This is a genomic window from Aquirufa aurantiipilula (assembly GCF_019923745.1).
Lineage (GTDB): Bacteria > Bacteroidota > Bacteroidia > Cytophagales > Spirosomataceae > Aquirufa > Aquirufa aurantiipilula.
Window position 1 is genome coordinate 24186 of record NZ_JAANOG010000005.1, and the last position, 25882, is coordinate 50067.

A 25882-nucleotide genomic window follows, 5' to 3' on the forward strand; every position below is an offset into this window, starting at 1 on the left:
CCATACAGTTTACTAACCATAAAAAACATAATCCTACTAGTCTCATCGGTGGGAATTTTCAGACTTTTTAAATCGGTTTTCCATGATTCGGTTTACCTTATCATACAAGCGCAAAAAATCCTTGGGCTCCTGCACATAGCGATCAAAATTGCTCGCGAACTGTAAAGAATCCACCCCATATTTTTTAAAAATACGCTTTTCTTGGTAATTGTATGCCAACAAAGATGAGTCAATGCTACCAAAGTGCATATTGGAAACCTTGGATTCCTCGATGTGAATATCGACTAATATCTCAGCTAATTTATCCTCTTCAATGAGTTTGGATGTGGATGATTCCCTGCATGCTAAGAATCCCAAACATAGTAGGAAATAAATTTTTCTCATGGTTCAAATTTACCCTTAATTTAGAAAGCTTTTGTGGCTTTTCATTCGACTTGCTCAAAAAATAGGTAATTTAGCACGATTCTAAGCCCTCATTCATTCCATGGATTCGGACATTCATTCCTTTCTTTCCCATGTTGTTCAATTGGAAATTCGCATCAGAAAAGCGATAAATACCCAAATGCACGGGAATTTTTCGTCCATTTTCAAAGGGTCTGGATTGGAATTTAGTGATCTACGTCAATACCATTATGGCGATGATGTACGTCATATCGACTGGAACACCACCGCCAAAGGCCATGGTACTTTTGTCAAGTTATTCAAAGAAGAAAAAGAACAAACCGTTTTTTTTCTGTTGGATGTAAGTGCATCCCAACAAGTAGGCAGAAATTCTCAATCCAAACTCAAGACGCTAAAAGAGGTAGCTGGAGTACTTTCATTCTCAGCCATGCAGGAAGCTAGTCATTTGGGTTTTTGTGGGTTTTCCGACAAAAACGAGAAATTCATGCCCCCAGCCATTGGCAAAAAACATGCTTACCGAGTTATTACAGAGCTTTTTAAAATGGATCCCGAAAGTTCAGGAACTGACTTAAAGGCAGCCTTAGGCTTTACTTTACAAGTATTAAAACGCCGAAGTCTAATTTTTGTGCTTTCTGATTTTATCGATGAGAATTACTATGACTTATTGCGTGCTATGTCTCAAATGCACGACTTAGTAGTGATTCAAGTATTGGATAAGCAAGAAATAAAACTTCCTTCTTTGGGCATAATACCCATTTTTGACCCGGAAAGAAAAAGAACCACCTGGGTGAATACCAGTTCTAAATTTTTCAAAAACCTACAAAAAGAGCAAGGGACCCAAAAGGCCGAAGAGCTCAAAAAATTATGTAAACAATGGCAAGCTGATTACATCAGTATTCGGGCAGGAGAGGATTTTGTACCAACCCTAGTAAAATTGTTTACCGTTAGAAAATAATGCAACAAAAACCCATTCAAATCAAAGGCCAATTCTTGGAGGACTCTGTCAAAATCGGACAGCAGATTCACTATGGCCTTTCGGTTCGGCATGGTAAAAATCAAGAAATATTCTTTCCCTCCGTAAATCAAAATTTTGGTGCATTTCAGGCCGTAGAAAGGACCTATTTCCCAACCAAGACGGATGCCACGGGCAGTATTGATTCGGCAGTTTACACCTTCCAACTTTTTCGAATTGAAAATCAACATAGTTTAGCCATACCAGTTTACCTAATGCAGGAGGCTGATTGTACCAAAATCTTCCCTGCTAAAGACCATATATTTTTAAAACGATTAATCCCTCATCCTGAAAAAATCAATGTAGATTCCCTTTATCAACATGTCCCAATTGCTCCTTTACAGCCAAAAACCGACCTGAAAAATGTGGTGATTTGGGGACTAGGCCTGCTTATCTTAACAGGATTAATCTATTGGTTCTTAGGCACTAGCTTAAAAAAGTGGTTTAAACTCTATGTGTTATGGAGGAAAAATGCTGACTTCCGTCGAACATTTCAAAGATTTACGCGAAACATCGAGAATAATCAAATAGGTTTACAAAATTTAGAACGAGCCTTTTCGCTTTGGAAAAAATACATCGAAAGCCTTACCTCCAAACCATTTACCACCTTTACTACTAAAGAAATGGTGGATACTTTAGCCAATAAAAAATTAGCCAAAGCCCTGCATGAATTAGATTCAGCCATTTATGGTGGAAACTTTTCTGGCAAAACTACGGAATCAGTCAACATGCTAGTGGAAATAGCTAATTCCATTTATCAAGAAGAAAGAATAATCATTTCTCAGGAAATCAAAAAGTCATGAAATACCAGTTATACTTTTCTTGGCAGCAATTTGTTTCCCTTTTTTCCTACCATTGGGAACATGAGGTTTTTCTGTTTCTTCTACCCCTTCCTTTAATCATATTCCTAATCCGTTATTTGTTAAATAGAAAAAATCAAGCCAGAATCACCCTATCCTTTACCAAACCCTTAATTCAAAATCGATTAATCCGTTTCATCAGTTTTATCCCCGATATTGTTCAAATCATGCTCCTCACAAGCATCATTGTAGCACTAGCTGGACCCTATAAAATCAACCCTAAAAGAAAAATTCAGCCCGATGGAATTGACATGGCGCTAGCCATTGATATTTCTTCCTCCATGTTAAATCGTGATGTTAGTCCTTCTAGATTAGTCATTGCCAAACAAGTAGCCACTTCTTTTGTCAAACAAAGAAAAAATGATTTCATCGCTGTAGTTGCCTTTGCTGGTGCTCCATATTTAGCAAGTCCCATCACCAACGATTCTATTTATTTGCAACAGGCCTTATTAGGACTAGATTCCAAACTCATTAAAGAGGAAGGGACCGCTCTAGGCGACGCCCTAGGCATGTGCATCAACCAAGTACGCGACTCCCCTAACCCTAAAAAAATCAGTATTTTAATCAGCGATGGAAACAATACCGCTGGAAATCTTGATCCATTAACTTCCACTGAACTAGCCAAAACCTTTGGTATCAAAGTATATACCATTGCCGTAGGTAGCCTAAAACCTTCCCTTGATCCCGTAGATGAAAGCACATTGCGTGTTATCGCAGAGAAAAGTAAAGGGAAATTTTACCGAGCCACTGACCAAAAAAGCTTAAATGCCATTTTTGACGAAATCAATCAAATGGAGTCAAGCAAAGTGAAAGAAATTTATTGGGAAGAACACCAAGATCAAAGTAAATTTTTCTTTGATTTTGCCTTCATTCTTTTCTTTTTGGGGCTTTTCCTAAAACTCAGTCCGATCAGTAATATTTTAGAAGATTAATATGGTCCTTTTCCCCAATGCCAAAATCAATATAGGCCTTCACATTGTGGCCAAAAGACCTGATGGTTTTCATGAATTGGAAACCTGTTTCTTTCATGTACCCTGGACAGATATACTTGAAATCACACCAAACCCAAAAGTTGAATTCTCCTCTTCAGGTTTACCCATTTCTGGGAAAATAGAAAATAATTTATGCCTAAGAGCCTACTATGCCTTAGCAAAGGATTTTCACGTTCCACCTGTACACCTACATTTACACAAAATTATACCCATGGGAGCAGGTTTAGGTGGAGGATCTGCTGATGCAGCCTTTACTCTTATGGGTTTACGAGATTTATTTGATTTACCTCTTACAAAAGAACAACTAGTCCCTTACGCTCAGCAATTAGGAAGCGATTGTGCTTTTTTCCTATTTCAACAGGCCCAAATGGGCAAGGGAAAAGGAGATGAATTAAGCCCGATAGCTTGTTCTCTTCAAGGATATCATGTGGTGCTTATTTATCCTAATTTTGGTATTTCTACTCAGGAAGCCTATTCTCAAGTTAAGCCGCAAACAGCCACTTACAATTTGACCCAATCCATTCAGGAGCCGATAGAACATTGGAAAGATCAGATTTCCAATGATTTTGAACTCAGTTTATTCCCTAAATACCCTATTCTGAATCAAATCAAGCAAGAATTATATGACCAAGGTGCCATTTATGCAGCCATGAGTGGCTCTGGATCCACCATCTTTGGTATATTTAAAAAAGAAGTCGACCTAGCAGAACGCTGGGCCGACTTCACCTTTTTTCAAGGCCTAATTTCTTAATCCTTAGCAAATATGGCTTCTAAAGCAGAGGCCCCACTAATAACTACTTTACCTGCTGGTAACGATTTTAAAGGCTCAACTCCTACAAAGGCTTCATTGGAACTAATCACTTTTACCGGAACCTGTTCCATCAGTCCTTGAGGATTTTCTACATAAATAAATCCTCCTTTACCCACTCGGGCTAAACCAGCCTGAGGTATCGTTTTCATTTTTTGATTCCCCACTAAAATCTTTGCATTGATAAACTGACCTACCGTAAATCGTAGCTCATCAGATTCGTTGTTGAAATGACCATGAACGGAAGTGGTTCTTGTAGCTAAATCCACTTGCTTACCAATTAGAAACACTTTCCCTCTTCCCTGCATTCCTTCTGCCTCAAACTGTATCGTTTGGCCCAGTTGCAGACTACCCAAATCCCTCTCAAACACTTTCAATTCCACATGCTTATGAGCAATTCCTACCATTTTAACTAATTCATCCGTAGGTTGAACATATTTACCAATCGATAAAAATACATCCACAATATATCCATCTATTGGAGCCTTCAATTCCAAATAGGAGGAGATATTTCCTTTAGCAAGAGATTTTAAATCACATCCTAAAATTTCCAATTTCAAGCCTAAAGATTTCACCTGGGCCTGCACATTTGAATAATCAGCCTCCGCCATTTGTAATTTCTTTTTAGACCCCACTTCTTCCGAATTCAACACCTGCTGGCGGGATTTCTCAGAAGTCAAATAGGTTTGTTGACTCAATGCCTGAATATATTCTTGTTGCATTTGAATATAATCCAAACTCGTGATCGTAGCCAAGATCTGACCTTTTCGCACTTGCTTTCCTGGTAATAATTCAAATGTGGATTTAACATATCCAGCCATAGGTAGCGAAATAGATGCCGATGAAATGGGAGGCACATCCACCAAACCGGTGCAAGATACTTCCGATGCCATTTCTTTTTCTTCCAATTCTCCTAATACAATCCCTGCATTTTGCTTTTGCTCAGCACTTAACTTAATATTTGAAACAGCCGTTTCAGTTACTGCGGTCTCCGTTTCTTTCGTTCCACAAGCAAACATGCTGCCGATGAAAAATAGGGTAATACATTGATATATGATGCGCTTATTCATTTCCTAAAATGGTTTCAATTTGAATGATGTTTTGATTATATGCCAAAACTTCTTGTAAATATTGTTCTCTAATCTGCCAGGCTTGTTGGGTATTTTGGAGCATTTCTACATACTCAATTTCCCCTTGCTGATAACTTTTCAATGCCGTTTGGACCAGCCATTCTGCTTGTGGTAAGGCAGTTTGCTGATAGTACTTCAATGAATTCCCAAACTTCCCCAAGGATATTTGTGCATTTTGCAAATCCGTACTTATTTGACTGTAAACCTGATCTTTTTGACTAGCAAACACTTGTTCTTGCTTCTGAGCCGCTGAAATACGTGCCTTTTGGCCTTTGGCAAAAATGGGTAAAGCTAATCCTGCTTGCACGAAATTTTGACCCCCATAATTTTCAATACTTTGGGTAGTAGCGCCAACACGAATATCTGGTTTCAATTTATTCCTTTCCACCTCTGTTTGAAGCTTAGCATGAACCACTTGTTCATCCAATAACTGTAAGGTAGGATTCTTAGCCAAATCTGTTGATATGGGTGGAATTTGCATGGTCAAAGTATTGGCTTTTTGAATCTCAAAAGGCTCTTTTCTATTCATCCAATAGGCCAAATTTTGATAATTCGCTTGAATATCTGCCTGCAAGGATAGCTGCTTCTGTTGAAATTCTCTTAAACGAGCTTCAGCTGCGACCACCTCCAATCGATTCGTTTCTCCCTGCTTAAATCGAACACTTGCTGCTTTCAACATCTGGGAATAGATACTATCTTGTTGATGTAAATACTCCACATGCTTTTTCTGAATAAGCAATTGATAATAATACCATTTGACACTAGATAACACCAGATTTTGGGTAATCTTTTGCCTTTTTTCTGCCAACATTTTTTGAGATGTCAACGCTTTCACCTGGGCTCTTAATAAGGTAGGCCATGGAATACTCTGGGAGGCAATGACTGTGTAATCCTGACTAAAATAGGTCTGCGTTTTACCATATTGAAAGTCGATACTTCCTTTGGGCAAATCTTTACCAGAATTAATCAATGCCTCCGCACTTTGAATTTCCAGATTTCCGGTATTCAATAAAGCATTGTGCTGTAATGCTTCTTGCATGCAGTTCGACAAGTTTAAAACTGGTTTAAAACCTTGACCCAAACTTGAAAAACTCAACATTAAGCCCGCTAAAATCACCAATACAATCATGGGCTGCGACTTCAACTTATTTTCTTTTCGTGTCATAACTAAAGAATAAACCACAGGAATAACCACTAAAGTTAGAAAAGTAGCGGTTATCAATCCCCCAATAACCACAGTGGCTAATGGACGCTGCACCTCGGCACCAGGAGAATGACTCAATGCCATGGGTAAGAAACCCAAAGAAGCCACCGAGGCAGTCATGATAACTGGACGGAAACGCAATTCCAAACCTTTTTTTAGTCGCTCAGCTACCGAATACCCTTCTGTTGCTAATTGCTTAAAAAAGGATAAAAGTACAATCCCGTTTAACACTGCCACTCCAAACAAAGCAATAAAACCGATACCTGCGGAAACTGAAAAAGGCATTCCCCTTATGTAGAGTGCCCAAATCCCTCCAATAGCAGAAAGCGGAATAGCTAAATAAATGATGGCCGCTTCCAACATCGAATTGAAAGTAAAAAACAGGAGAGCAAAAATCAGTGCTAATGCTAAAGGAACTACTAATGACAACCTGGATTTTGCGGCTTGAAGATTTTCAAAGGTTCCACCATACTTGACATAATAACCTGCTGGCAAAGTGATTTTGTTCTTCATTACCTTTTCAATATCTGTCACCACACTTTGTACGTCACGATTCCGGACATTGATACCAATGGTAATTCTTCTATTGGTATTATCCCTGGAGATTTCAACTGGTGCATTTTGATAATCTACTGTGGCTACTTCCTCCAAAGGAATTTGTGAACCATTGGGTAAATCTAAATATAGCTCCTTCAAGTTTTGAATATCAGCTCGATGGGCTGAATCCATACGAACCACAAGATCATAGCGTTTCTCTCCTTCCATTACTAAACCTGCTGTTTCTCCCGCAAATGTCATTTTCACACGACGATTCACATCTTGAATACGCAAACCATACTGTGCCATTTTAGACCGATTGTAATGAACGACTAATTGAGGTACTCCATCAATCTGTTGTACTTTGATATCTCCTACCCCTTCGATTTTCCGAATATACCGAGCAGCCTCGGTTGCCTTCTCAAACAAAATTTGTAGATCTTCACCGAATATTTTAATGGCCACATCAGATTTAACACCGGCAATTAGCTCATTAAAACGCATTTGAATTGGCTGTGTAAATTCAAAGTTGACTTCGGGGAAAGCATCCAACTCACGATCCATCTTTTCTTCCAATTCTTCCATGGTTTCGGCTTTTTTCCAAACACTTGGCTCATTTAAAATAATGATTAAATCGCAAGCATTAATTCCCATAGGGTCGGTTGGAATTTCTGATGCTCCAATTCGAGACACCACTTGCTTGATTTCATCCGGGAATTTTTTGAGTAATAAAGCTTGAGCATTATTGTTGACAGCTATACTCTGTGAAAGAGAAGCATTCGTTGGCAAAATGGTTTCTACCGCAAAATCGCCCTCATTAAGCTCAGGAATAAATTCCCCTCCCAAGGTGGTAAACAATCCGATACTCCCTGTTAGTAGAATAAGCGATGCCACAATCACTTTCTTGCGATTTCTAAGTGCCCAATTGACCATAGGGCTGTATTTGCCATACATGAAGTTCATAATCCTATCAGCCCAAGTGACCTTATGACTAACTTTCTTACTTAAAAATAAGGAAGACATCATAGGGACATAGGTTAAGGAAAGCAATAGTGCTCCAAAAATGGCAAAGGATACTGTTTGGGCCATTGGTCTAAACATTTTACCTTCAATCCCCCCTAAGGCCATAATCGGTAAATACACAATCAGAATGATGATTACTCCAAAAGCAGCCGATTTAAAAATGGCTTGGGCTGAGATATTGACCTCCTCATCCATTTCATGTTGACTCAGCACCTCTCCTTTCCTCCTGGAATGAAGTCGATGAATGATGGATTCCACAATAATGACTGCCCCATCCACGATCAAACCAAAATCGATGGCCCCTAATGACATTAGATTAGCAGAAACACCAAAGATATTCATCATGGCAAAGGCAAATAGCAAACAGAGAGGAATCATGGAGGCTACTATTAAACCTGCCCGCCAATTTCCTAAAAGCAGTACTAGAATAAAGACAACAATTAAACCTCCTTCGATTAAGTTTTTCTCAACCGTGTTAATAGCTTTTCCAATTAATATACTTCGATCTAAATAGGCATTGATGTGAATTCCTTGTGGAAGTGTTTTTTGAATCAATTCCATTCGGTCTTTCACATCCTTCACTACGGTATTGGCATTAGCACCCTTTAACAAAAGCATCACAGCACCTACCGCTTCTCCATTGCCATTTTTGGTCATAGCACCATAACGAACCGCTTTCCCAAATTGAACTTTGGCTACGTCCTTGACAAAAACAGGCAATCCTCCTGATCCGCGCTGTTTGACTACCGTATTTTCAATATCCGACAAGGACTGAATCATCCCCTCGGAACGGATGAAATAAGCATCGGTTCCTTTTTCTAAATAACTACCTCCTGAATTGGAGTTGTTATTTTCCAAAGCGGTAAAAAGCTCATCGATACTGATGTTCATGGCACGAATACGCTCCGGATTAACGGCTACTTCATACTGTTTGACATAGCCCCCAAAAGAACTGACTTCAACCACCCCTTTAATGCCGAGCAATTGACGCTTGACAATCCAATCTTGGTAGGTACGTAAATCCGCTAATGAATATTGATCTTTGAATTCAGGATCAACGTCCAAGGTATATTGATAAAACTCGCCAAGACCTGTGGTAATGGGAGCCATTTCAGGAATACCAGCGCCTCGTAACAAATATGGCTCAGCTGCTTTTAGTTTTTCCGAAACCTGCTGTCGGGCTACTTCCATAGCTACCTCATCTTCAAAGACAACAGTAATGATGGATAAGCCCATGCGGGAAATGGAACGAATATCCTTCACATTAGGGATGGTTCTCAACGAAATCTCTAAGGGATAGGTGACAAATTTCTCAACTTCAGACGCAGCTAAAGCGGGAGATTGTGTAATGACTTGTACCTGATTGGAGGTAATGTCAGGCAATGCATCAATGGGCAAACGGGTGAGAGAATAGCCTCCCCATGCCACTAGACCTAAGACGAATAAACCAACAATGAGTTTATTTCGAATACTAAAATATATTATCGAATTAATCATTTTTCAATGGAAAAGGTGAACGTAAGGAAATGAATGTCAAATCCCTAGAACCGAGGAGGTGCGATTAGCACTCTCGCTAATGAAAAACGATATAGATTTTGCCAATTGATTAACTGGCGACGAGGTAACACAAAAAGAAGAGGTACGATAAATACTAAATAAATGGATGGAAGTACATAACCACTGACACCACTAAAATCAAAACTTGGTAAACTAGGATGCTTCGTCGTTTTTGCATGCTTAGAATCTGCAGCATAATGCATCCAAAGGAAATCCATAAAACTGAATCCTGCAGGTGCCTGACGTTTATGATCTTGGAAGTGTTTTAGCAATTCATTTGCCTTAAAACTTTGTTCCATTCCCACCTTCGGAATCCAGGATCCCGAAAAGATAATCACAAAAAGGATGGAGGCTAGCCAAGTTTTCATAGCTCAAATGTAGGAAAAAATGGAAATTTTAATGGATATTTATACTCTCAATGTACATTTTTTTGAGACAAAAGCCTAAAAACCAACGATTAATAAGCGAGTATAGCCCCTATTATGGATGAAATAAATATTTTATGGCATCAGTTAACTGATTCTGAAACCATCATTCGCTCTGGCTTACTTGTAATCACGTTGATTGTTTTTGCTGAAAACGGGCTATTCTTTGCATTTTTTCTTCCAGGGGATTATTTGCTTTTTTTAACAGGAGTTTTTGGGGGCACAGGTGTCCTAAAAGAACCTTTATCAGGATTATTGGCTAGTATATTCTTAGCCGCAGTTATAGGTTCTCTCGTCGGTTATTTGTCGGGACGTTTCTTCGGGAAATCCCTCGAAAACAGACCTGATAGTCTCTTTTTCAAGAAAAAACACCTGGATTCAACAAGAGAATTTTTTGATAAATATGGCTTTATGGCCTTAGTTATCAGTCGATTTTTACCTGTGGTTAGAACTTTCACCCCCATCTTGGCCGGTATTAGTAGAATGCCTTGGTATAGTTATTTATTATTGAATATCGTGGGAGGTGGCTTGTGGGTAGGCATTTTGGTTACTTCGGGGTATTACCTTGGCCAGCATTTCCCTTGGATTATTAATTACGTCCATTACATTATTTTGTTTTTCTTGGGCATAACTACCTTTACTGTTATTAAAGGTTATTTAAAAATGCGGCAATAATGGAAGCATTTGCATACGTAGCGGCCTTTTTGATAGCAGGGATTCTATTCCTTGCCTTCATTTTAACCCTTGCCAAATGGATTAGGCCTAATCGTCCTAATGTAGAAAAACTAAGCACATATGAGTCGGGAGAAGCACCCATGGGAAATGCGAATATTCGCTTTAATCCTCGATTTTATTTAATTGCTTTGATGTTTGTTTTGTTTGAAATAGAACTCATTTTCCTTTTCCCTTGGGCTTCTGTTTTTCATCATCCAGACTTAGAAAAAGCAAGTCCAGTATGGTCTAGCTATGCCTTGGTTGAAATGTTCATTTTCATTGGTATTTTAGCCTTAGGCCTTGCATTAGCGTGGGTGAAGGGCTATTTAAATTGGGAAAAACCCATAGCGCCTAGCCTTCCAAACGACAGCCCGATTCCGGATCAAGCTTACCAAAAAATTCGTGATAAATACGTTTCGAAATAAGATTAATGTGGCGTAGGAACGCCGATCTTATTGTTAATCGTGATCCCCAAGACCAGTTCATGTGAACCCATGGATTGATTGGCTAATCCATTCGCATTTAGATCATAGGAATAGGACATGTGCATATTATGCCGAAGCTGAACTCCAAACATGGCAGAATAAGATTCCTTATGTCGATATCCAAAGCCCATCCAAAACTGCTGATTAAAATCGGCTTTCACATTCGCCTCAATGGACATCGTGCCTGCTTTGTAAAACTTCACCAAAGCTGCAGGTGAAACGGTGAAATACTTCGATGTTCTAATATGATAGCCCAACATAGCAAATAAATTGGGCTTCATGGTACCGGAATATAAAGCCCTAGTCATGACTTTGTCATTATCAAAATCCGAATTATTAGGCCAATAATACCTTCTACTCAAAGTATCCAAAGCAGCAGGGTCCGAGCGCTCATAAGTGAAATTCTCAAATATTAATTGATTGGCAGATAAGCCTAAGAAAAATTCTCTGTTGTAATATAATACTCCCACATTGGCCAATAATTGTCCAGCCGTAAGTGAGCCATAAGGAGTTGGAGCTGAGGTAATGGCCGTTCCTGCCGGAGGATCCAAATATAAAATGAGAGGATCTCCTCCATCCTTAACATCAAAGTTATTCATGTTCAAGCCTCTAGAATAATAACCGGCTGTAGCTCCAACAGACAACTTATCTTCTCCTCCTAAAGAAACATGGTATGCATAAGAGCCGGCTACTGAGAAAGTCGACATAGGGCCAAGTTGATCCGCCTGAACTTGTAGACCTAAGCCTTGGTGAAATTCCCAACGGTAGTCTTTCTTTCTACGTTTTGTTGGATTAAATGATCTACGTATCGTTTTGGACATATAAGGTGTAGGTCCAGTAGAAGTTCTATCGGATTTGTCAATGGCCCAATTGGCTGTGGCATAAAAGGTTTTCATCCCCTCTGATAAACCAAGCCATTGCTGTCTATAGCCCACTTTTATGTCCGTAAAATCCTCAAATCCAGCAAAAGCAGGATTGTACAGATAACGATTCATCATGAATTGAGTAACTTGAGGTGTTTGTTGGGCAAAGCCCAAATGCGCAACTAGTAATAAGAAAAGAAAGACGAAAAACCTCATTTGAAAAATTAGAACCTCAAAAATCTGTTAAATATATTTAATTTCGCTCGAACTTTCTGGAAAACAGTTGGGTTTTTATATATTAACAGCCCTTTCTACTCAACCATATGCCTATCCAAAGCTACCCGCTATCTCAAATTGAAGCTTTCAGTTCTTTACTGTTGGACTATCTAGTCGAGGAACCCAAATTAAAAAACTTATACCAAAATAGCCCGAAAATCACCGGCTTTAAAAATCAATTAGCTGATAAAAAATCATTTTCGATTAAGCATAGAAAAGTATTAGTAGAAGTGCTTCAAGATCAATATCAAAGTCTTGAAAACGCTCCGGCCATCGAAAAATTACTCGATGATCATACGTTTACTGTGACAACAGGCCATCAGCTCAACCTAATGACTGGCCCTTTGTATGTCATCTATAAAATTGTTTCTACCATCAATTTGGCTAAACAATTAAAAGCAGAATACCCCGAATATCACTTTATTCCCGTTTATTGGATGGCAACTGAGGACCATGATTGGGATGAAATAAATCATGTGAATTTAAACCAAAAGACTTACACCTGGCAAACAGAACAACAAGGAGCTGTGGGTAGATTTAACTTGAATGGAATAAGTGATTTTCTTAGCTCTTTGCCATACTCATTGCCCATTTTCCAAAAAGCCTATACCCAAAGTTCAAGCTTATCAGAAGCTGTTCGATGTTACATGCATGAACTTTTTGGTGCCGAAGGATTGGTCTGCTTGGATGCCGATGATGCCCGATTAAAATCACTTTTCCTTCCTATGATGGAAGCTGACTTAGTAGACCAGGTGCATGAAACTTTGGTAGAAAAGCAAAACCAACATATAAATGAGTTGGGATATAAAACCCAGATCAATGCCCGTGGAATCAATTTATTTTATTTATTGGATGGCAGTAGAGAACGCATTGAAAAACAAGGAGATCATTACCAAGTATTGAATCAGGGCATTCGATTTAGCCTTGAAGAACTAAAAAACGAATTACAACTTCATCCGGAGAGATTTAGCCCAAATGTGGTGCTTCGCCCTCTTTACCAAGAGTGTATTTTACCCAATCTTGCTTATTTAGGTGGGCCTGCTGAGGTAGCTTATTGGTTACAATTAAAAGGAATTTTCGACCATCATCAGATACCTTATCCAATAGTTTTACCTAGAAACTTTGCTTTACTTCTACCTTCTGTAGAGCAAAAAAGAGTGGAGAAATTAGGCATTCAAATCAGTGATTTATTCCTTCCAGAAGCATCGTTAGTCCGAAAATATGTGCTTGAAAATTCCGTGAATAGCTTAGATTTTAAGCAAGAAATAGAAGACGTTACTCCCATTTTAGAACAAATGGTTTTAAAAGCCAAACAAGTAGATCCTACACTAGAAGGCAGTATTTTGGCCGAAAGACAACGATGGATCAATGGTTTAGAACGCATGGCAAAAAAGTTAAAACGTGCAGAGGAAAGAAATCATGAAACAGCCATTCGCCAAATCCAACAAGTGAAAGAACGTCTTTTCCCACAGGGTCATTGGCAAGAAAGATACGATAACCTATTAGATTTTTACTTAGATAAGCCCCGTTTAATTCAGGACTTATTGGACAGTTTTGATCCATTAAATTTTGAACTTTACGTGATTCCTTTACAGTCTCCCAATGCCTGAAAAACTTAGCCCCTTGGATTTTATTTCCGCTTCTGCAGAAGGGGTGATGTTAGATGTCCGTTCTCCTGGAGAATTTGAAAGAGCCCATATACCTGGTGCCATTTCATTCCCTATGTTCAATAATGAGGAAAGAGCGGCTGTGGGAACATGTTATAAAAAAGAGGGTAAAGATAAAGCTGTTGAATTAGGTCTATCGATCGTTGGACCCAAATTAGCTACCTGGGTAAAATCAGCTAAAAAACTTTCTCAAGGAAAACCTGTATTGATTCATTGCTGGCGTGGCGGTATGCGCAGTGGAAGTATGGCCTGGTTACTGGAAACAGCTGGATTGCAGGTTAAATTACTGATAGGAGGTTATAAGGCCTACCGGCATTTGGTATTAAACTCATTGGCAAATCCCATTCCTTTACGAGTTTTGGGAGGCAAGACAGGCAGTGGAAAGACGGAAATATTATTAGAAATGAAAAAGCGAGGCTTTCAGGTCATTGATTTAGAAGGCATCGCTCATCATCGAGGTTCTGCTTTTGGTCATTTGGGATTAGCCCCTCAGCCAAGTAGTGAACATTTCGAAAATGTGCTTTTTCATGAATTATGCCAATTGGATTTACAAAAAACCATTTGGGTGGAAGATGAAAGTAGACACATTGGTAAGGTATTCATGAATTTGGAATTTTATAACCAACTTCGGGATGCTCCCGTATTATTTTTGGATATTGATGCCCAATATCGCTTACCCTATTTGGTCAAAGTATATGCACAATATCCTAAAGAGTTGTTAGCAGAAGCCATCGAAAAAATAAAGAAACGATTAGGTGGCCAACACTATCAAAAAGCCCTTGATTGTTTAGATTTGGGTGAATTTGAGGAAGTAGCAGCTATAACCTTACAGTATTATGATAAAGCATATTTACATGGATTGGAACAAAGGAACTCTCAAAAAATCCACCGATTAGAGGTCCATTCCTTGGATACCCAAAAACAAGTAGATGCTATTTTACCACATTTAATGAACGCCTAAAAAACTTAACCGAAGCACATGTTACCTTCCGAATTTTTAGATGCCATACTAGCTAAACACGAGCAAACTCGTGATTTCCCTGCTACTTCTGATATAAAAAAACTATTTACGAAGATTATTCTGACCCTTTTTCCTGAGCAAACGCGAAAGCATTTCTCTCAAAAGGAAGAATTGGTCGCTGTATGGGAAAGCATCGAAAATGGATTGGAATCCATGTTACACTCGATGAAAAACGAATTGCCAACGGACCCTCATAGCTTAACCCAGGCCTATATGGCCCGTATTCCTCAGGTGTATGATACCTTACTGACGGATGTAGAAGCTATGGTCAATGGAGACCCTGCAGCAAATACAGATTTTGAGGTAATTCGAACCTATCCAGGCTTTTATGCCATGGCTTTTTATCGCTTGGCTCATGAACTTTGTGCCTTGGGCGTTCCATTAATCCCTCGGATATTAACCGAATATGCACATTCTAAAACGGGTATTGACATCCACCCAGGTGCACGCATTGGCAAATACTTTTTTATGGACCATGGAACAGGAATTGTCATAGGAGAAACTTGCATCATCGGGGAACGCGTGAAAATTTACCAAGGTGTAACTTTAGGGGCATTATCGGTCGACAAAAGCATGGCATCTACCAAAAGACATCCTACCATAGAGGATGATGTGGTGATCTATTCTGGTGCCACAATCCTAGGTGGTGATACAACCGTAGGAAGAAATTCAGTTATCGGAGGAAACGTTTGGCTAACTAGAAGTGTGGCCCCCAATACCAAAATATACCATCAAGAAAATACAAAAGTAATCTTAGACTAACATGAGCACGCTATTAGACTTAGTTGGGAATACCCCTTTGGTAGAATTAAATAAATTGCACAGCAATAAAAATGTGCGCATTTATGGTAAGCTTGAAGGTAACAATCCTGGGGGTTCAGTAAAAGATCGGGCGGCGAAAAACATGATTGAGTCGGCGCTTAAACGAGGAGATATACAACCCGGTATGAAGCTCATAGAGGCTACCTCTGGAAACACAGGTATTGCCTTAGCCATGATTGCTTGCTTGTATCAATTGGAAATTGAATTAGCTATGCCCGCAAATTCTACGCGTGAGCGAGTGCTAACGATGGAAGCGTTTGGAGCGAAAGTTACCCTAACCAAAAGTATAGAAGAAGCTAGAGATTATGCCGTGGCTAAGGCTGCCACAGGTGAATATATTCTATTAAATCAATTCGAAAATCCCGATAATTATTTGGCCCACTACAAAAGCACGGGTCCAGAAATTTATCGAGATACACAGGGAGAAATTACTCATTTTGTAAGTTCAATGGGTACCACAGGTACTATCATGGGAACTTCCATGTTTTTAAAAGAGCAAAATCCCAACATTCAAATAGTCGGTTGCCAGCCTACTGAGGGTTCTTCCATACCAGGGATTCGTCGCTGGCCTGAAGCTTACCGTCCAAAAATTTACCAACCTGAACGTGTAGACCGTATCATGGACATCTCTGAAGATGAGGCTGTGGCTATGACTAGAAAACTAGCTAAAATAGAAGGGGTTTTTGGAGGTATGAGCAGTGGTGGAGCAGTAGCTGCCAGTATTCGTTTGGCCGAGGAATTAAAGGAAGGAGTCATTGTTTGCATTATATGCGATCGAGGTGACCGATACCTTTCCAGTAATCTATTTGGAGAGTAATACTCCCAAAAGCTTATAATGCGTGGGTTTCCCCCAGCGCAATTTTTGACTTCCTTCAATGTAATATGTTTGCACATGGCCGTCTGAAAAAGTCATGTGCATGTTTTTGCTGGTTTCAAATAGGAAATTTTTTTGAGATACCTCAATCTCCACTCGAGTAGGTCTGTTGAGTTCATCCATATGAACCATGAATTTCTTAACTGGCAAACTCTCTCCTAATTTCAAGGAATACCAAATCAAATCAGGTTCTGAAAGATTATCATAGCTTTTTTCAAAGGCTGGTTTATTCAAATCAGCTTCTAAGAAAAGTGACCATTCTTTATTCCAATCTATATCAGACACCACTTTTACTTCTTTAACTCCGTCCAAAAATACGGTTTTATGTACTTTAGGCTTAGTTAATTCAAACGATTTAATGTGAGAATTGAGTAAGTCCGCCCAAGCGAAATAGGTGTTTTTGGGACTCGTATTTGCCGTATCAGCACATGAAATAAATAATAAGCCTGTCAATAAACAGAATAATGGTACAAATTGACGGGTATATAAATTAGAGTTTCTCAAAACAAGAACGTTGTTTGATGGTGGTATAAAGGTACGGATAATCCCTAAATATGAAATAGAAAAGCCGGCTTTTGAAAAACCGGCTTATTCTGGATATTGTTCAACTGGCCATCACTTCTTCCAAAGGAATTTTGAGCACTTTGGTCAATTGAAAAATCTTAGTCGCGTTAGGATAATGTTTACCAGATTCCCAATAATTGTAAGCGCTTTGGCTTACTCCTACTGCACTGGCGACTTGTTGTTGGGTGAGTTGCAAAGATTGCCTTGATTTGATCAAAGCCACAGAGAATAAATGTTTGGTTTTCATACTATTAATTGGTTAGGTGATACTTATTAATTCAAATGTTTCGAATTGAAGTATAATTTACAAATGCCATCAAAAAAAATATCCTATTTTATGATTTTTTTGATATTGGCCCTACTTATTATGCAAAAATATAGCCTGAAAAGAGAATTTCAGGCTTAGTAGTAAAATCAAAAAAAAGGCCTGTGTCAAAAGATCACAGGCCCGATCATTACTTGATTTGATATTTATATTTATAGCGCTCAAACAATTGAGTATGTTTGTTTTGTAAATCTACCGCTCGACCTTGGATAAAAGCATGGCTCAAAACACTGGATTTCATATCCAATAAATCACCTTGGCAAATTAGGATATTGGCATCTTTTCCATTTTCGATACTCCCTGTTCTCTTATCTATTCCCAAAATCTTAGCAGGATTGAGCGTGATAACCTGTAGTGCCTCCTCTTTTGTCAAACCATAAGCTGCTAAAGTTCCTGCCATAAAAGGCAAATTCCGTTGTTGGGTATAACCGTCACCAGAATCTTGACTAATACTAACCAAAACGCCTGCTTTATATAACATGGCACCCGTTTTATATGGTTGATCCACAGCATCATCCTCCGTAGCAGGTAAACTATGTGGCTCTGAAAGAATCACACTCACTTGATTTTCCTTCAAAATATCGGCTATCATCCAACTATCTGCCCCACCTGCAATCACCAATTTGAAATTGAATTCCTTATTCAACTCGATGGCGGCCAACATTTCCTTGACTAAATCACAATGAATGTACAAAGATTGACTACGATCAAATAGGCCCTTCACCGCTTCAAATTTCAAATTAACTTCAGCATGAGTCTTTTCATTTAAATAAGCTTTCGCTTCTCTAAAGAAGCCTTTGGCCTGTTCAATTCTCGCCAATCCTGCCCTTACAGGATCACCTCCAGGTAAATTTCCACGACGCGTATTACTTGGGCGATTAATTAGAGCAGGCATAGTCATATGAATCCCCTCGTCAACCAAATAAGCTGCATCTTCCCAGTTCCAAGCATCCAATTGGACAACGCTTGAGCTTCCTGAAATTAAACCTCCCTGAGGAACGATCTGCGCCAATAAAACACCGTTGGTACGTAAAGTATTGATTACTTTACTATCTGTATTGTAGGCCACCAATGAACGAACATTGGGATGAATATCCCCTAATTCAACGTAGTCTACGGTTGCTCGGGTAGAACTAACTTCTACCAAACCTAAATTAGTATTGGGAGCAATGATTCCTGGATAGATGTGCTTACCAGTAGCATCGATGTGTTCCACATCAGCTCCTAAACTAGGATTTGACGTTTCAATTTTCATTTTCCCCTTTTCAATGATCAAATTACTTTTCTCAATCACTTGGCCATTTCCTACGTGAATGCTTGCTCCAGTAATGACAATTTTCTTTGTCTGTGCAGGAGACGGGTGCATGGTTTCCTGAGCCTGAAGCCCTAGGGAAATCATACTAAGTATAGCTATGAATATTTTTTTCATGTTGATGTCGATTAATTTTCAGTCAATACCATGCGTGATTGGATACGCTCCCAAAGACTTTTGTCGTGTTGGTGATCTTCTTCGCAATTATTCAATTCCTTGAAAGTGGGTGCCGCCGGGCGAGTACTTGCTCCTCCTTTTTTAGCATTTGCCATTTTTTGAACCAAACGCTGTTTCTCAGCTTTCAAATTAGCTTGTAATGTAGCGTCCAATTCGCGGTCAAATACAATCATGCCATCCACTATCGTCTTTTCAGATTTGGCATAAATGCTTAAAGGATGTGCCGACCAAAGTACTAAATCCGCATCCTTCCCTTCCTTAATACTGCCTACACGGTCAGCCACATGCAGCATTTTAGCTGGATTCAATGTGACCATTTTCAAAGCATCTTCCTCACTCATACCTGCATATTTCACGGACTTCGCAGCTTCTTGATTCAATCGACGAGCCATTTCAGCATCATCCGAATTGATGGCTACATTAACCCCATTTTTCTGCATTAAAAAGGCATTTTGAGGAATGGCATCCAGAACTTCCATTTTATAATTCCACCAATCACTGAAAGTAGAAGCATTAGCCCCATGCTGTTTCATTTTGTCTGCTACTTTATAGCCTTCCAAAATGTGGGTAAACGTGTTTACGGAGAAATTAAAGCTTTCTGCCACTTTCATCATGGAATTAATTTCACTCTGCACATAGGAGTGACAGGTGATGAATCGCTTTTTATTTAGAATTTCCAATAAGGTTTCCAATTCCAAATCAATTCGCTTGCCTGGTCCTAATTTTTCATATTCTCTAGCGCGGGTAAATGCATCTACCAAAACTTGCTCCACGCCCATTCTAGTATCTGGAAAACGGTTGTTGCTTGTATTATAAGAACGTTTCACATTTTCTCCCAAAGCGAATTTGATGAAAGGATCCCAATTGGCAAACTTCATTTGCTCCGCATTTTGTCCCCAACGAAACTTAATTAATTGGGTTTGACCACCTATGGTATTACAACTTCCATGTAAAATATGACTACTAGTCACGCCTCCGCTTAATTGTCTGTAAATGTCCACATCTTCTGGGTCAATCACATCGGCTACTCGCACCTCAGCGGTTACTGACTGGGAACATTCATTTATGCCTCCAGCAGCAGCCACGTGTGAATGCTCATCAATGATTCCTGCAGTAACATGCTTATTGGTTCCATCGATTACTTTAGCTGAAGCATCTTTAAGGTTTTTCCCTACTGAAACGATTTTCCCATTCTTCACCAAAACATCCGTTTCTTTCAGAATTCCTTGTTTTTCATTGGTCCAAACTGTGGTATTTTTAATCAAAATAGTTTCTTGTTTTGGCATACTTTTTTGGCCAAATCCATTGAAAGGGTACACCAAAGCACCTAAGGCTTCCTCTTCTGCTTTCTTTTCCTTTTTATCTGATTTACTTTCTTCCGAAGCACCCTCACGAGTTGCTTTCCAACTAACCCAATCCCCTGAAGCTAATTGTCCTGTTCCTAACCAATTGGCACCTTGCTGTGTTCCTGTCAAACGAACACGTTTTCCAGCTTCACCTTTTTTAGAGAATACTAAATTGACCAATTGATCTTTTTGGCTCAGTTCTACCTGAATGGTATCAGCACCTTGTAAAGTTGCTTTAAAATCTGCTTTAACCACTAAGGTATATTTCTCTGAGCCTAATTGAAATGCATATTTCCCTGATAGATTGGACCAAGCATCTATTTGTACTCCATAACCATTTCCTTGTACCCAGTTTTCCACAATTTGTGTTTTATCTTGGAAAATAGGACCAGTAGTTATGAGAAAATTCGCCAATTTCCCTGCTTCCAAAGTTCCAACCTGATCCGCAACACCTAAAAGCTGCGCTGGACTTGTGGTTAGTGCATCCATTGCTCTTTGCTCGGAAAGTCCCATTTGAATGGCCTTTTTCAAGTTTGTTAAGAAAGACGTTGACTCTTTCAATCCATGTGCAGTGATAGCAAATGGAATTCCCGCCTTTTCGAAAGTAGCTGGATTAGTTGGGGCTAATTCCCAATGCTTTAATTCGGCCACGTTAACAAAACGGGCATCAGTAGGGTCTTCCAAATCCATCGCTTGAGGAAAAGCCAAGGGCAAAATGAAGCTTGCTTTTGTTGACTTAATATCTTCAATTCGTTGGTATTCATCACCAGCCGCCTTAATGATATATTGTACCCCAAATTCATCTCCAATTTTATCAGCACGTAAGACAGACCATTTATCACTTACTTCAAAAATTTGAGGCAAGGATAAGTTCTCATTAAAGGATGATAAACTCAAATTAACTCCTTCCTTAGATGGTTTCGATTTATACCATTTGGCATCCAAGAAATTCTGCCTGAGTAGAGCCACACTCCCCATCAGCGAGGTTGGATAATCTTGGGTAGACGAGCCTTTGCTGAATGAATAATGAGCAGAGGCTTTTTCTTTTAGAATTACTAAATTCTCTTTCTGATTGGCTAAGGTAACAAGGGTCCCCGCTCCTCTTGAAATTCCATCCATTTGGTGAGTTAAAACAACACCAAAACCTGATTGTCTTAATTCTTTAGCTTTAGTCTCATTCACATTGAACATTTTCACATGAGCCAATTCCGATTTCAAAGCCTGATTCCATGAATAGGGACCTTTGGTATTGGAGAGCATCTGAGAAGGACTACGAAAATTTGAACCACCACTTCCCATGGCAGGAGTTCCATAGTCACTGTACATATCTATAAATGAAGGATAGATATATTTACCTTGACAATCTAAAACGACCGCTTCTTTTGGAATAGCAATATTGCTTCCTACTTGTTCAATCTTTCCCTGACGAATAATTAGTGTAGCATCAGTTAGCGTTGTTTTAGAATCCTTCACGATGGTCGCATGCGTAAAGGCATAATATCCCTGTCGGGGATTGGCAACATCATTTACAGGGTAGGTAATTTGGGCCAGCAACGGAATTCGGATGACCCACATGAGCGCTAAAGCCCCAAGAGTAAAAAAGTGTTTCATGGTAAGTTTGTTAATGAATTTTAAAGGTAATCACTGGTAGGCTTTTTTTAACCTGATTTATCATTTAATTGTTTTTTAGTCGAACATGCTTTTTGTCGTAATACTTGGCGATGCATTTACACCACAAATGACTAGAATCAGTAGAAATTTCCTCATTAAATAAGAAAGCAGATTTTGTTTGTATGGCTGGTATCTCAACCAATTCGTCCTTATTTTCTTGAAGCGCCAAAAACCTAGCTTTTTGTTCCTTCGCGAATTGTAATGCAGTACCTGAGCTAATTTCTGTAGCCATCAAATGGGCACTTTTACTAAAATGCATGTTGGGCAAAATCATAAACATGATGATTAGCTGAACAGGAAAATGAGCTTTACTAGGGAGGGACCAAGCCAATTTTTGATGTAGAACAAAACTCAAAAAACTAGAGCCCATTAATAAATACATGAACAATAGACTCAGAGTACGGTTGGGAATGCCTGTTTCGTCTAAAGCTAAAGAAATCGGCAAAAAACTAAGGTAATAGCCTAGAACCAAAATGCCGAAAAGTCCTAAAAAAAGTGGCCAAGACACAGGATACTCTTGTTTTTTTCCTGTTCCAAATAAAAGAATCCAAATATTCATGAGCCAAAATAAGGGCTCTTTTAAAAACAAATAGAACTGATGCATGGCATTCTTAGCAGCTTCAACTAATCCATCCAGTAAAGCAATGTGCTTGGTGGCACGAATTGCGTTCCCGGGAGCCAAAATTACCAAGGCCAAAGCAATCACCCAGACAATTCCCAAAATCCAAAGCTCTGGCTCGATGCGTCTATTTTGGATGACTCGATAGAGTTGCAGGCAGCCAAAAACGGCCGAGAAGAATATCATGGTAATTTCACTGCTTCCGATCAAAAGAAATAGAACAAGAGGCAAAATGAAAAACCGAATCCACTTAGCTTTTTCAAAATAATAGAGGTTGAAGAATAAAATGACTAATTGGAAGGATAAAGGATAAAAAAGCCCCGAAAACCAAAAATACCATTCATAAAATCCTGGAATGGTGTACCAACCTATGGCTTGAAAAATAAGTGCGCTCCACAATACGGTAGGATTCCACCAAGGTTTTTGAAAAATGTTTTTCGACAAATAGAGCGTATTGGCCAAACTCAAGGCCATAACTATCCAAGTACCCCATTTAAAATACCCAAAATCAGGACTAAAGATTAATGGATTTAAGTGCAAGATTACATTACCGAAGAAACGGCCACTCCAGCCAATGTAATATTGGTAAGCGCCTCCAAAGATTCCATATTCCTTCCCTACCCAAGCAAAACAAAAATCATCTGTGATATTGGGTCCATTGGCGATAGCCATACTTCCCATTAAATAGGCCATCATTCCCCAAAATACCAATCCTAAAAGAAGCAGGATATAAGATTTCACATCGGTCTTTGGAGTTATGGAATTTGGCATCATGATGGTATAAAGAACCCTATTTTGGAAAGGGAAAGGTTAAAAATACGCAGAAAAAATAAAAAAATTAGACCCTAGTCTGAAGGAATCTCCTGAAGAAATACGGATTCTCTTCCTTCTTTTGCAAATAATTTAATGAGCTATTGAATTGAAAGGAATGAATAAATTTAAAAATATTGATACCTTGTACTTGGTTTCCTAAATATATTTGTCAGAAATTTTCAGCTAGGAAAAGAAAAAGCAAATCCATGATTCATCGAATTTTAATTTTTTGTTGCCTCTTAAGTTTAGGTTTCCAGACAGAATTGAGTGCACAGAAAATTGGCGATTTTGTATTCAATAAATTACCTCAGAACTACCATTTTTATCCAAGAGACGATAAAAACAAAGCGGATATCGTCATTGCGGCGGATATTACCAATAAATCCGTAACGGCCGTTTCGGTTAAAGTTTTACGCAATGGTAGCTTATTTAAATATGTCAAAAGTGCGGTTACAGCCAACAATCCTTATAAAAACAACCTAGCCATCAATGCCGAACTAGCCGAATATGATTTGGAAATCTACCAGTTTGTTGGACTGGATTCGAGTTTAGTAGTTAAAAGAAAAAACATCGTAGCGGGTGATGCCTTTTTAGTCAGTGGTCAATCGAATGCCTGGATTGGGCCCATTGACGATAAAGTTTTTCAAGGAGAATATTTACGGTCTTTTGGTGCAGTGCAAGGTTCCGACAATTACGGTCCCTATAATTTAGCGGATACGCTCTGGTCGCTTGCTACTGATAAAGCACGGGTGGGTCCTTGGGTTTCAGAAATAGCCAAATACTTAATCGAATCCGAAAAAATTCCATTTTGTTTCATCAATTCAGCGGCAGGTGGTTCAGCTATTGATTTCCATTTGATATTAGACGGAGATTTGAAGGCGCCATATGGTGGCAACATCATGCTCTATAAAGCCACGAAAGCAGGGGTGTTAGACAAGGTTCAGGCCATCATATACCGACAAGGGGAAGCGGAATCGACTCTTCCTGTAGGTAGCCCATTTGATTGGTGGTGGAAATTTGACCAGTTAAAAACCAAATACAAAAAGTTCTTCCCCAGTGCCAAATACGTTTTTTGTCCACAAACCAACGTATATGAATTTCAATATTCCCCGGCCGCATTGGTGCGTGAAAACCAACGTGCACAATACACCAATGACCTGTATGTCAAGTCTTTTGCTACGGTAGGAACCAAACAATTTGATGGGCTTCACTATGGAAATGAGGGCTATAGACAAAGCGGATTTGAGCTATTCAGAATTATTTCTGCTGAAGTATATAAACGACCATGGGATAAACAAGTATACAGCCCCAACGTAGTTAAAGCCTATTTCAAATCGAAAACAGAAACTAGAAAACTGTATTTAGAATTTGAGCAGGGGCAAATGATGGTCGCTCCTACGGATACCTCTTTTATAGACCCTGCGGGTAAAACCCAGAAACGAATCATGAAGGATAATTTCTTTTATGATGGGATTAATGCGGTAAGTGCCGCCAAATTCATCGACAACATTGAAGTTGAGGGAAACAAAGTCATACTGAATTTGAATCAAGAATACCCCAGCGAGATCATCAGTTATTTACCCGACTATTTTAGAGAGTTTTATACCTTTAACAAATCCCCATTCCCTGGACCATTTATTAGAAACAAGGCTGGAATGAGAGCATTTGCTTTTTCTGCCATCCCCATTGTTCGATTAGACCAAAACTTTGAATTCAGTATTGGACCTAATCCTGCTGTTGACAAAATCACCATTCGTTGGCAAAATATGTCGACAGGCACCTTGAAAATTTATGACATGAAGGGAAATGTGGTCTTTGAAGACACTTATCTAGCGGTATTTTTTAAAGATGTGGATTTGTCCAAATTACCTGCTGCCAATTACTTCTTGAGTACTACAGGATTAGATGGCTCCACCATCACCAAACGATTAGCTGTTGTTAAATAGTGCTAGTGTATTTCATTGACATCATCGATGAAAAAGCAATAATCGTGTTTTTGCATTCCAATTTTAGGATAATACTCTCTGGCAGCTGGGGCTGCTAAAAGAATTAATTTAGCTCGGGGATGCATGTTTTTGGCTATTTTCAATAATTGTTTTCCAATGCCTTGATGCTGATAGGCTTCATCTACAGCTAAGTCTGCTAGATAAGTTGAAAATACAAAATCCGTCATACCTCTGGCTAAACCGATTAATTTCTCCCCATCATAAGCTCCCACATATACATTGGCATGGTTTAACATGATTTCCATGGCAGCCAAATCATCCAAAGGTCTCCTTTGGCCTAAAGTTGACTTATCTAAAATTTCAATAAATTCCCCCAGGGAAATGGAAGGATTTTCTTTATACGTAATAACCATTATATCAACATTTAATTTCTTCAA

At 39.0% G+C, this 25882-nt stretch carries 22 protein-coding genes; 11 read left to right on the forward strand and 11 right to left on the reverse strand.

Features of this window, described 5'->3' with window-relative positions:
- Positions 1 to 42 precede the first annotated feature (42 nt).
- Positions 43 to 384, reverse strand: coding sequence for a DUF4296 domain-containing protein (locus G9H60_RS06900; RefSeq protein WP_223143324.1), 342 nt, complete (start codon positions 382 to 384; stop codon positions 43 to 45).
- Between the two features lie 100 nt (positions 385 to 484).
- Here G9H60_RS06900 and G9H60_RS06905 point away from each other — a divergent pair, with 100 nt between their 5' ends.
- The 4 genes from G9H60_RS06905 to ispE are packed head-to-tail and all read left to right on the forward strand — an operon-like array spanning position 485 to position 4017.
- Complete coding sequence (locus G9H60_RS06905) at positions 485 to 1357, forward strand: DUF58 domain-containing protein (RefSeq protein WP_223143325.1); 873 nt, start codon at positions 485 to 487, stop codon at positions 1355 to 1357.
- Positions 1357 to 2217: a hypothetical protein gene (locus G9H60_RS06910; protein WP_223143326.1), complete on the forward strand. Its 861-nt coding sequence runs from the start codon at positions 1357 to 1359 to the stop codon at positions 2215 to 2217. The genes G9H60_RS06905 and G9H60_RS06910 overlap by 1 nt, the downstream gene beginning before the upstream one ends.
- Positions 2214 to 3206 (forward strand): VWA domain-containing protein, encoded by a 993-nt coding sequence (locus G9H60_RS06915; RefSeq protein WP_223143327.1) that lies wholly within the window; start codon positions 2214 to 2216, stop codon positions 3204 to 3206. Before G9H60_RS06910 ends, G9H60_RS06915 begins: the two co-directional genes overlap by 4 nt.
- 1 nt (position 3207) lies before the next feature.
- Positions 3208 to 4017: a 4-(cytidine 5'-diphospho)-2-C-methyl-D-erythritol kinase gene (gene ispE / locus G9H60_RS06920; RefSeq protein WP_223143328.1), complete on the forward strand. Its 810-nt coding sequence runs from the start codon at positions 3208 to 3210 to the stop codon at positions 4015 to 4017.
- Here ispE and G9H60_RS06925 read toward each other — a convergent pair.
- The 3 genes from G9H60_RS06925 to G9H60_RS06935 are packed head-to-tail and all read right to left on the reverse strand — an operon-like array spanning position 4014 to position 9893.
- Entirely contained in the window at positions 4014 to 5144 is a 1131-nt protein-coding gene (locus G9H60_RS06925) for an efflux RND transporter periplasmic adaptor subunit (RefSeq protein ID WP_223143329.1), read from the reverse strand. The genes ispE and G9H60_RS06925 overlap by 4 nt on opposite strands.
- Positions 5137 to 9465: a CusA/CzcA family heavy metal efflux RND transporter gene (locus G9H60_RS06930; protein ID WP_223143330.1), complete on the reverse strand. Its 4329-nt coding sequence runs from the start codon at positions 9463 to 9465 to the stop codon at positions 5137 to 5139. Before G9H60_RS06930 ends, G9H60_RS06925 begins: the two co-directional genes overlap by 8 nt.
- Positions 9466 to 9509: 44 nt before the next feature.
- Complete coding sequence (locus G9H60_RS06935; RefSeq protein WP_223143331.1) at positions 9510 to 9893, reverse strand: hypothetical protein; 384 nt, start codon at positions 9891 to 9893, stop codon at positions 9510 to 9512.
- A 114-nt stretch (positions 9894 to 10007) separates the two neighbouring features.
- Here G9H60_RS06935 and G9H60_RS06940 point away from each other — a divergent pair, with 114 nt between their 5' ends.
- Positions 10008 to 10625, forward strand: a complete 618-nt coding sequence (locus G9H60_RS06940; protein WP_223143332.1) for a DedA family protein — start codon at positions 10008 to 10010, stop codon at positions 10623 to 10625.
- Positions 10625 to 11089, forward strand: a complete 465-nt coding sequence (locus tag G9H60_RS06945) for an NADH-quinone oxidoreductase subunit A (RefSeq protein ID WP_223143333.1) — start codon at positions 10625 to 10627, stop codon at positions 11087 to 11089. Before G9H60_RS06940 ends, G9H60_RS06945 begins: the two co-directional genes overlap by 1 nt.
- A gap of 2 nt (positions 11090 to 11091) precedes the next feature.
- On the opposite strand, the gene G9H60_RS06950 is transcribed toward G9H60_RS06945, so the two are convergent.
- On the reverse strand, positions 11092 to 12228 hold the full coding sequence (locus G9H60_RS06950) for a PorP/SprF family type IX secretion system membrane protein (protein WP_223143334.1): 1137 nt from the start codon (positions 12226 to 12228) through the stop codon (positions 11092 to 11094).
- 107 nt (positions 12229 to 12335) lie between these two features.
- Here G9H60_RS06950 and bshC point away from each other — a divergent pair, with 107 nt between their 5' ends.
- Genes bshC through cysM form a run of 4 tightly spaced genes read left to right on the forward strand, consistent with a single transcriptional unit; the run spans position 12336 to position 16615 of the window.
- Entirely contained in the window at positions 12336 to 13898 is a 1563-nt protein-coding gene (gene bshC / locus G9H60_RS06955) for a bacillithiol biosynthesis cysteine-adding enzyme BshC (protein ID WP_223143335.1), read from the forward strand.
- Entirely contained in the window at positions 13891 to 14916 is a 1026-nt protein-coding gene (mnmH, locus tag G9H60_RS06960; protein WP_223143336.1) for a tRNA 2-selenouridine(34) synthase MnmH, read from the forward strand. The genes bshC and mnmH overlap by 8 nt, the downstream gene beginning before the upstream one ends.
- Before the next feature lie 18 nt (positions 14917 to 14934).
- Positions 14935 to 15738 (forward strand): serine O-acetyltransferase, encoded by an 804-nt coding sequence (locus tag G9H60_RS06965; protein WP_223143337.1) that lies wholly within the window; start codon positions 14935 to 14937, stop codon positions 15736 to 15738.
- Between the two features lies 1 nt (position 15739).
- On the forward strand, positions 15740 to 16615 hold the full coding sequence (gene cysM, locus G9H60_RS06970) for a cysteine synthase CysM (protein WP_223143338.1): 876 nt from the start codon (positions 15740 to 15742) through the stop codon (positions 16613 to 16615).
- Here cysM and G9H60_RS06975 read toward each other — a convergent pair.
- From G9H60_RS06975 to G9H60_RS06995, 5 genes are all read right to left on the reverse strand, one after another.
- Entirely contained in the window at positions 16601 to 17176 is a 576-nt protein-coding gene (locus G9H60_RS06975) for a hypothetical protein (RefSeq protein WP_223143339.1), read from the reverse strand. The two genes, cysM and G9H60_RS06975, sit on opposite strands and share 15 nt — an antisense overlap.
- A 100-nt stretch (positions 17177 to 17276) precedes the next feature.
- Entirely contained in the window at positions 17277 to 17483 is a 207-nt protein-coding gene (locus G9H60_RS06980; protein WP_109324460.1) for a helix-turn-helix transcriptional regulator, read from the reverse strand.
- Positions 17484 to 17691: 208 nt separating this feature from the next.
- On the reverse strand, positions 17692 to 18990 hold the full coding sequence (locus tag G9H60_RS06985; protein ID WP_223143340.1) for an amidohydrolase family protein: 1299 nt from the start codon (positions 18988 to 18990) through the stop codon (positions 17692 to 17694).
- An 11-nt stretch (positions 18991 to 19001) separates the two neighbouring features.
- Positions 19002 to 22007 (reverse strand): amidohydrolase family protein, encoded by a 3006-nt coding sequence (locus G9H60_RS06990; protein WP_223143341.1) that lies wholly within the window; start codon positions 22005 to 22007, stop codon positions 19002 to 19004.
- Positions 22008 to 22071: 64 nt separating this feature from the next.
- Positions 22072 to 23460, reverse strand: a complete 1389-nt coding sequence (locus G9H60_RS06995; RefSeq protein WP_223143342.1) for a DUF6056 family protein — start codon at positions 23458 to 23460, stop codon at positions 22072 to 22074.
- A 245-nt stretch (positions 23461 to 23705) separates the two neighbouring features.
- Between G9H60_RS06995 and G9H60_RS07000 the strand changes: the two genes are divergently transcribed.
- Positions 23706 to 25445, forward strand: a complete 1740-nt coding sequence (locus G9H60_RS07000) for a T9SS type A sorting domain-containing protein (RefSeq protein ID WP_223143343.1) — start codon at positions 23706 to 23708, stop codon at positions 25443 to 25445.
- Between the two features lie 2 nt (positions 25446 to 25447).
- On the opposite strand, the gene G9H60_RS07005 is transcribed toward G9H60_RS07000, so the two are convergent.
- Positions 25448 to 25858, reverse strand: coding sequence for a GNAT family N-acetyltransferase (locus tag G9H60_RS07005; RefSeq protein WP_223143344.1), 411 nt, complete (start codon positions 25856 to 25858; stop codon positions 25448 to 25450).
- Positions 25859 to 25882: the final 24 nt, after the last annotated feature.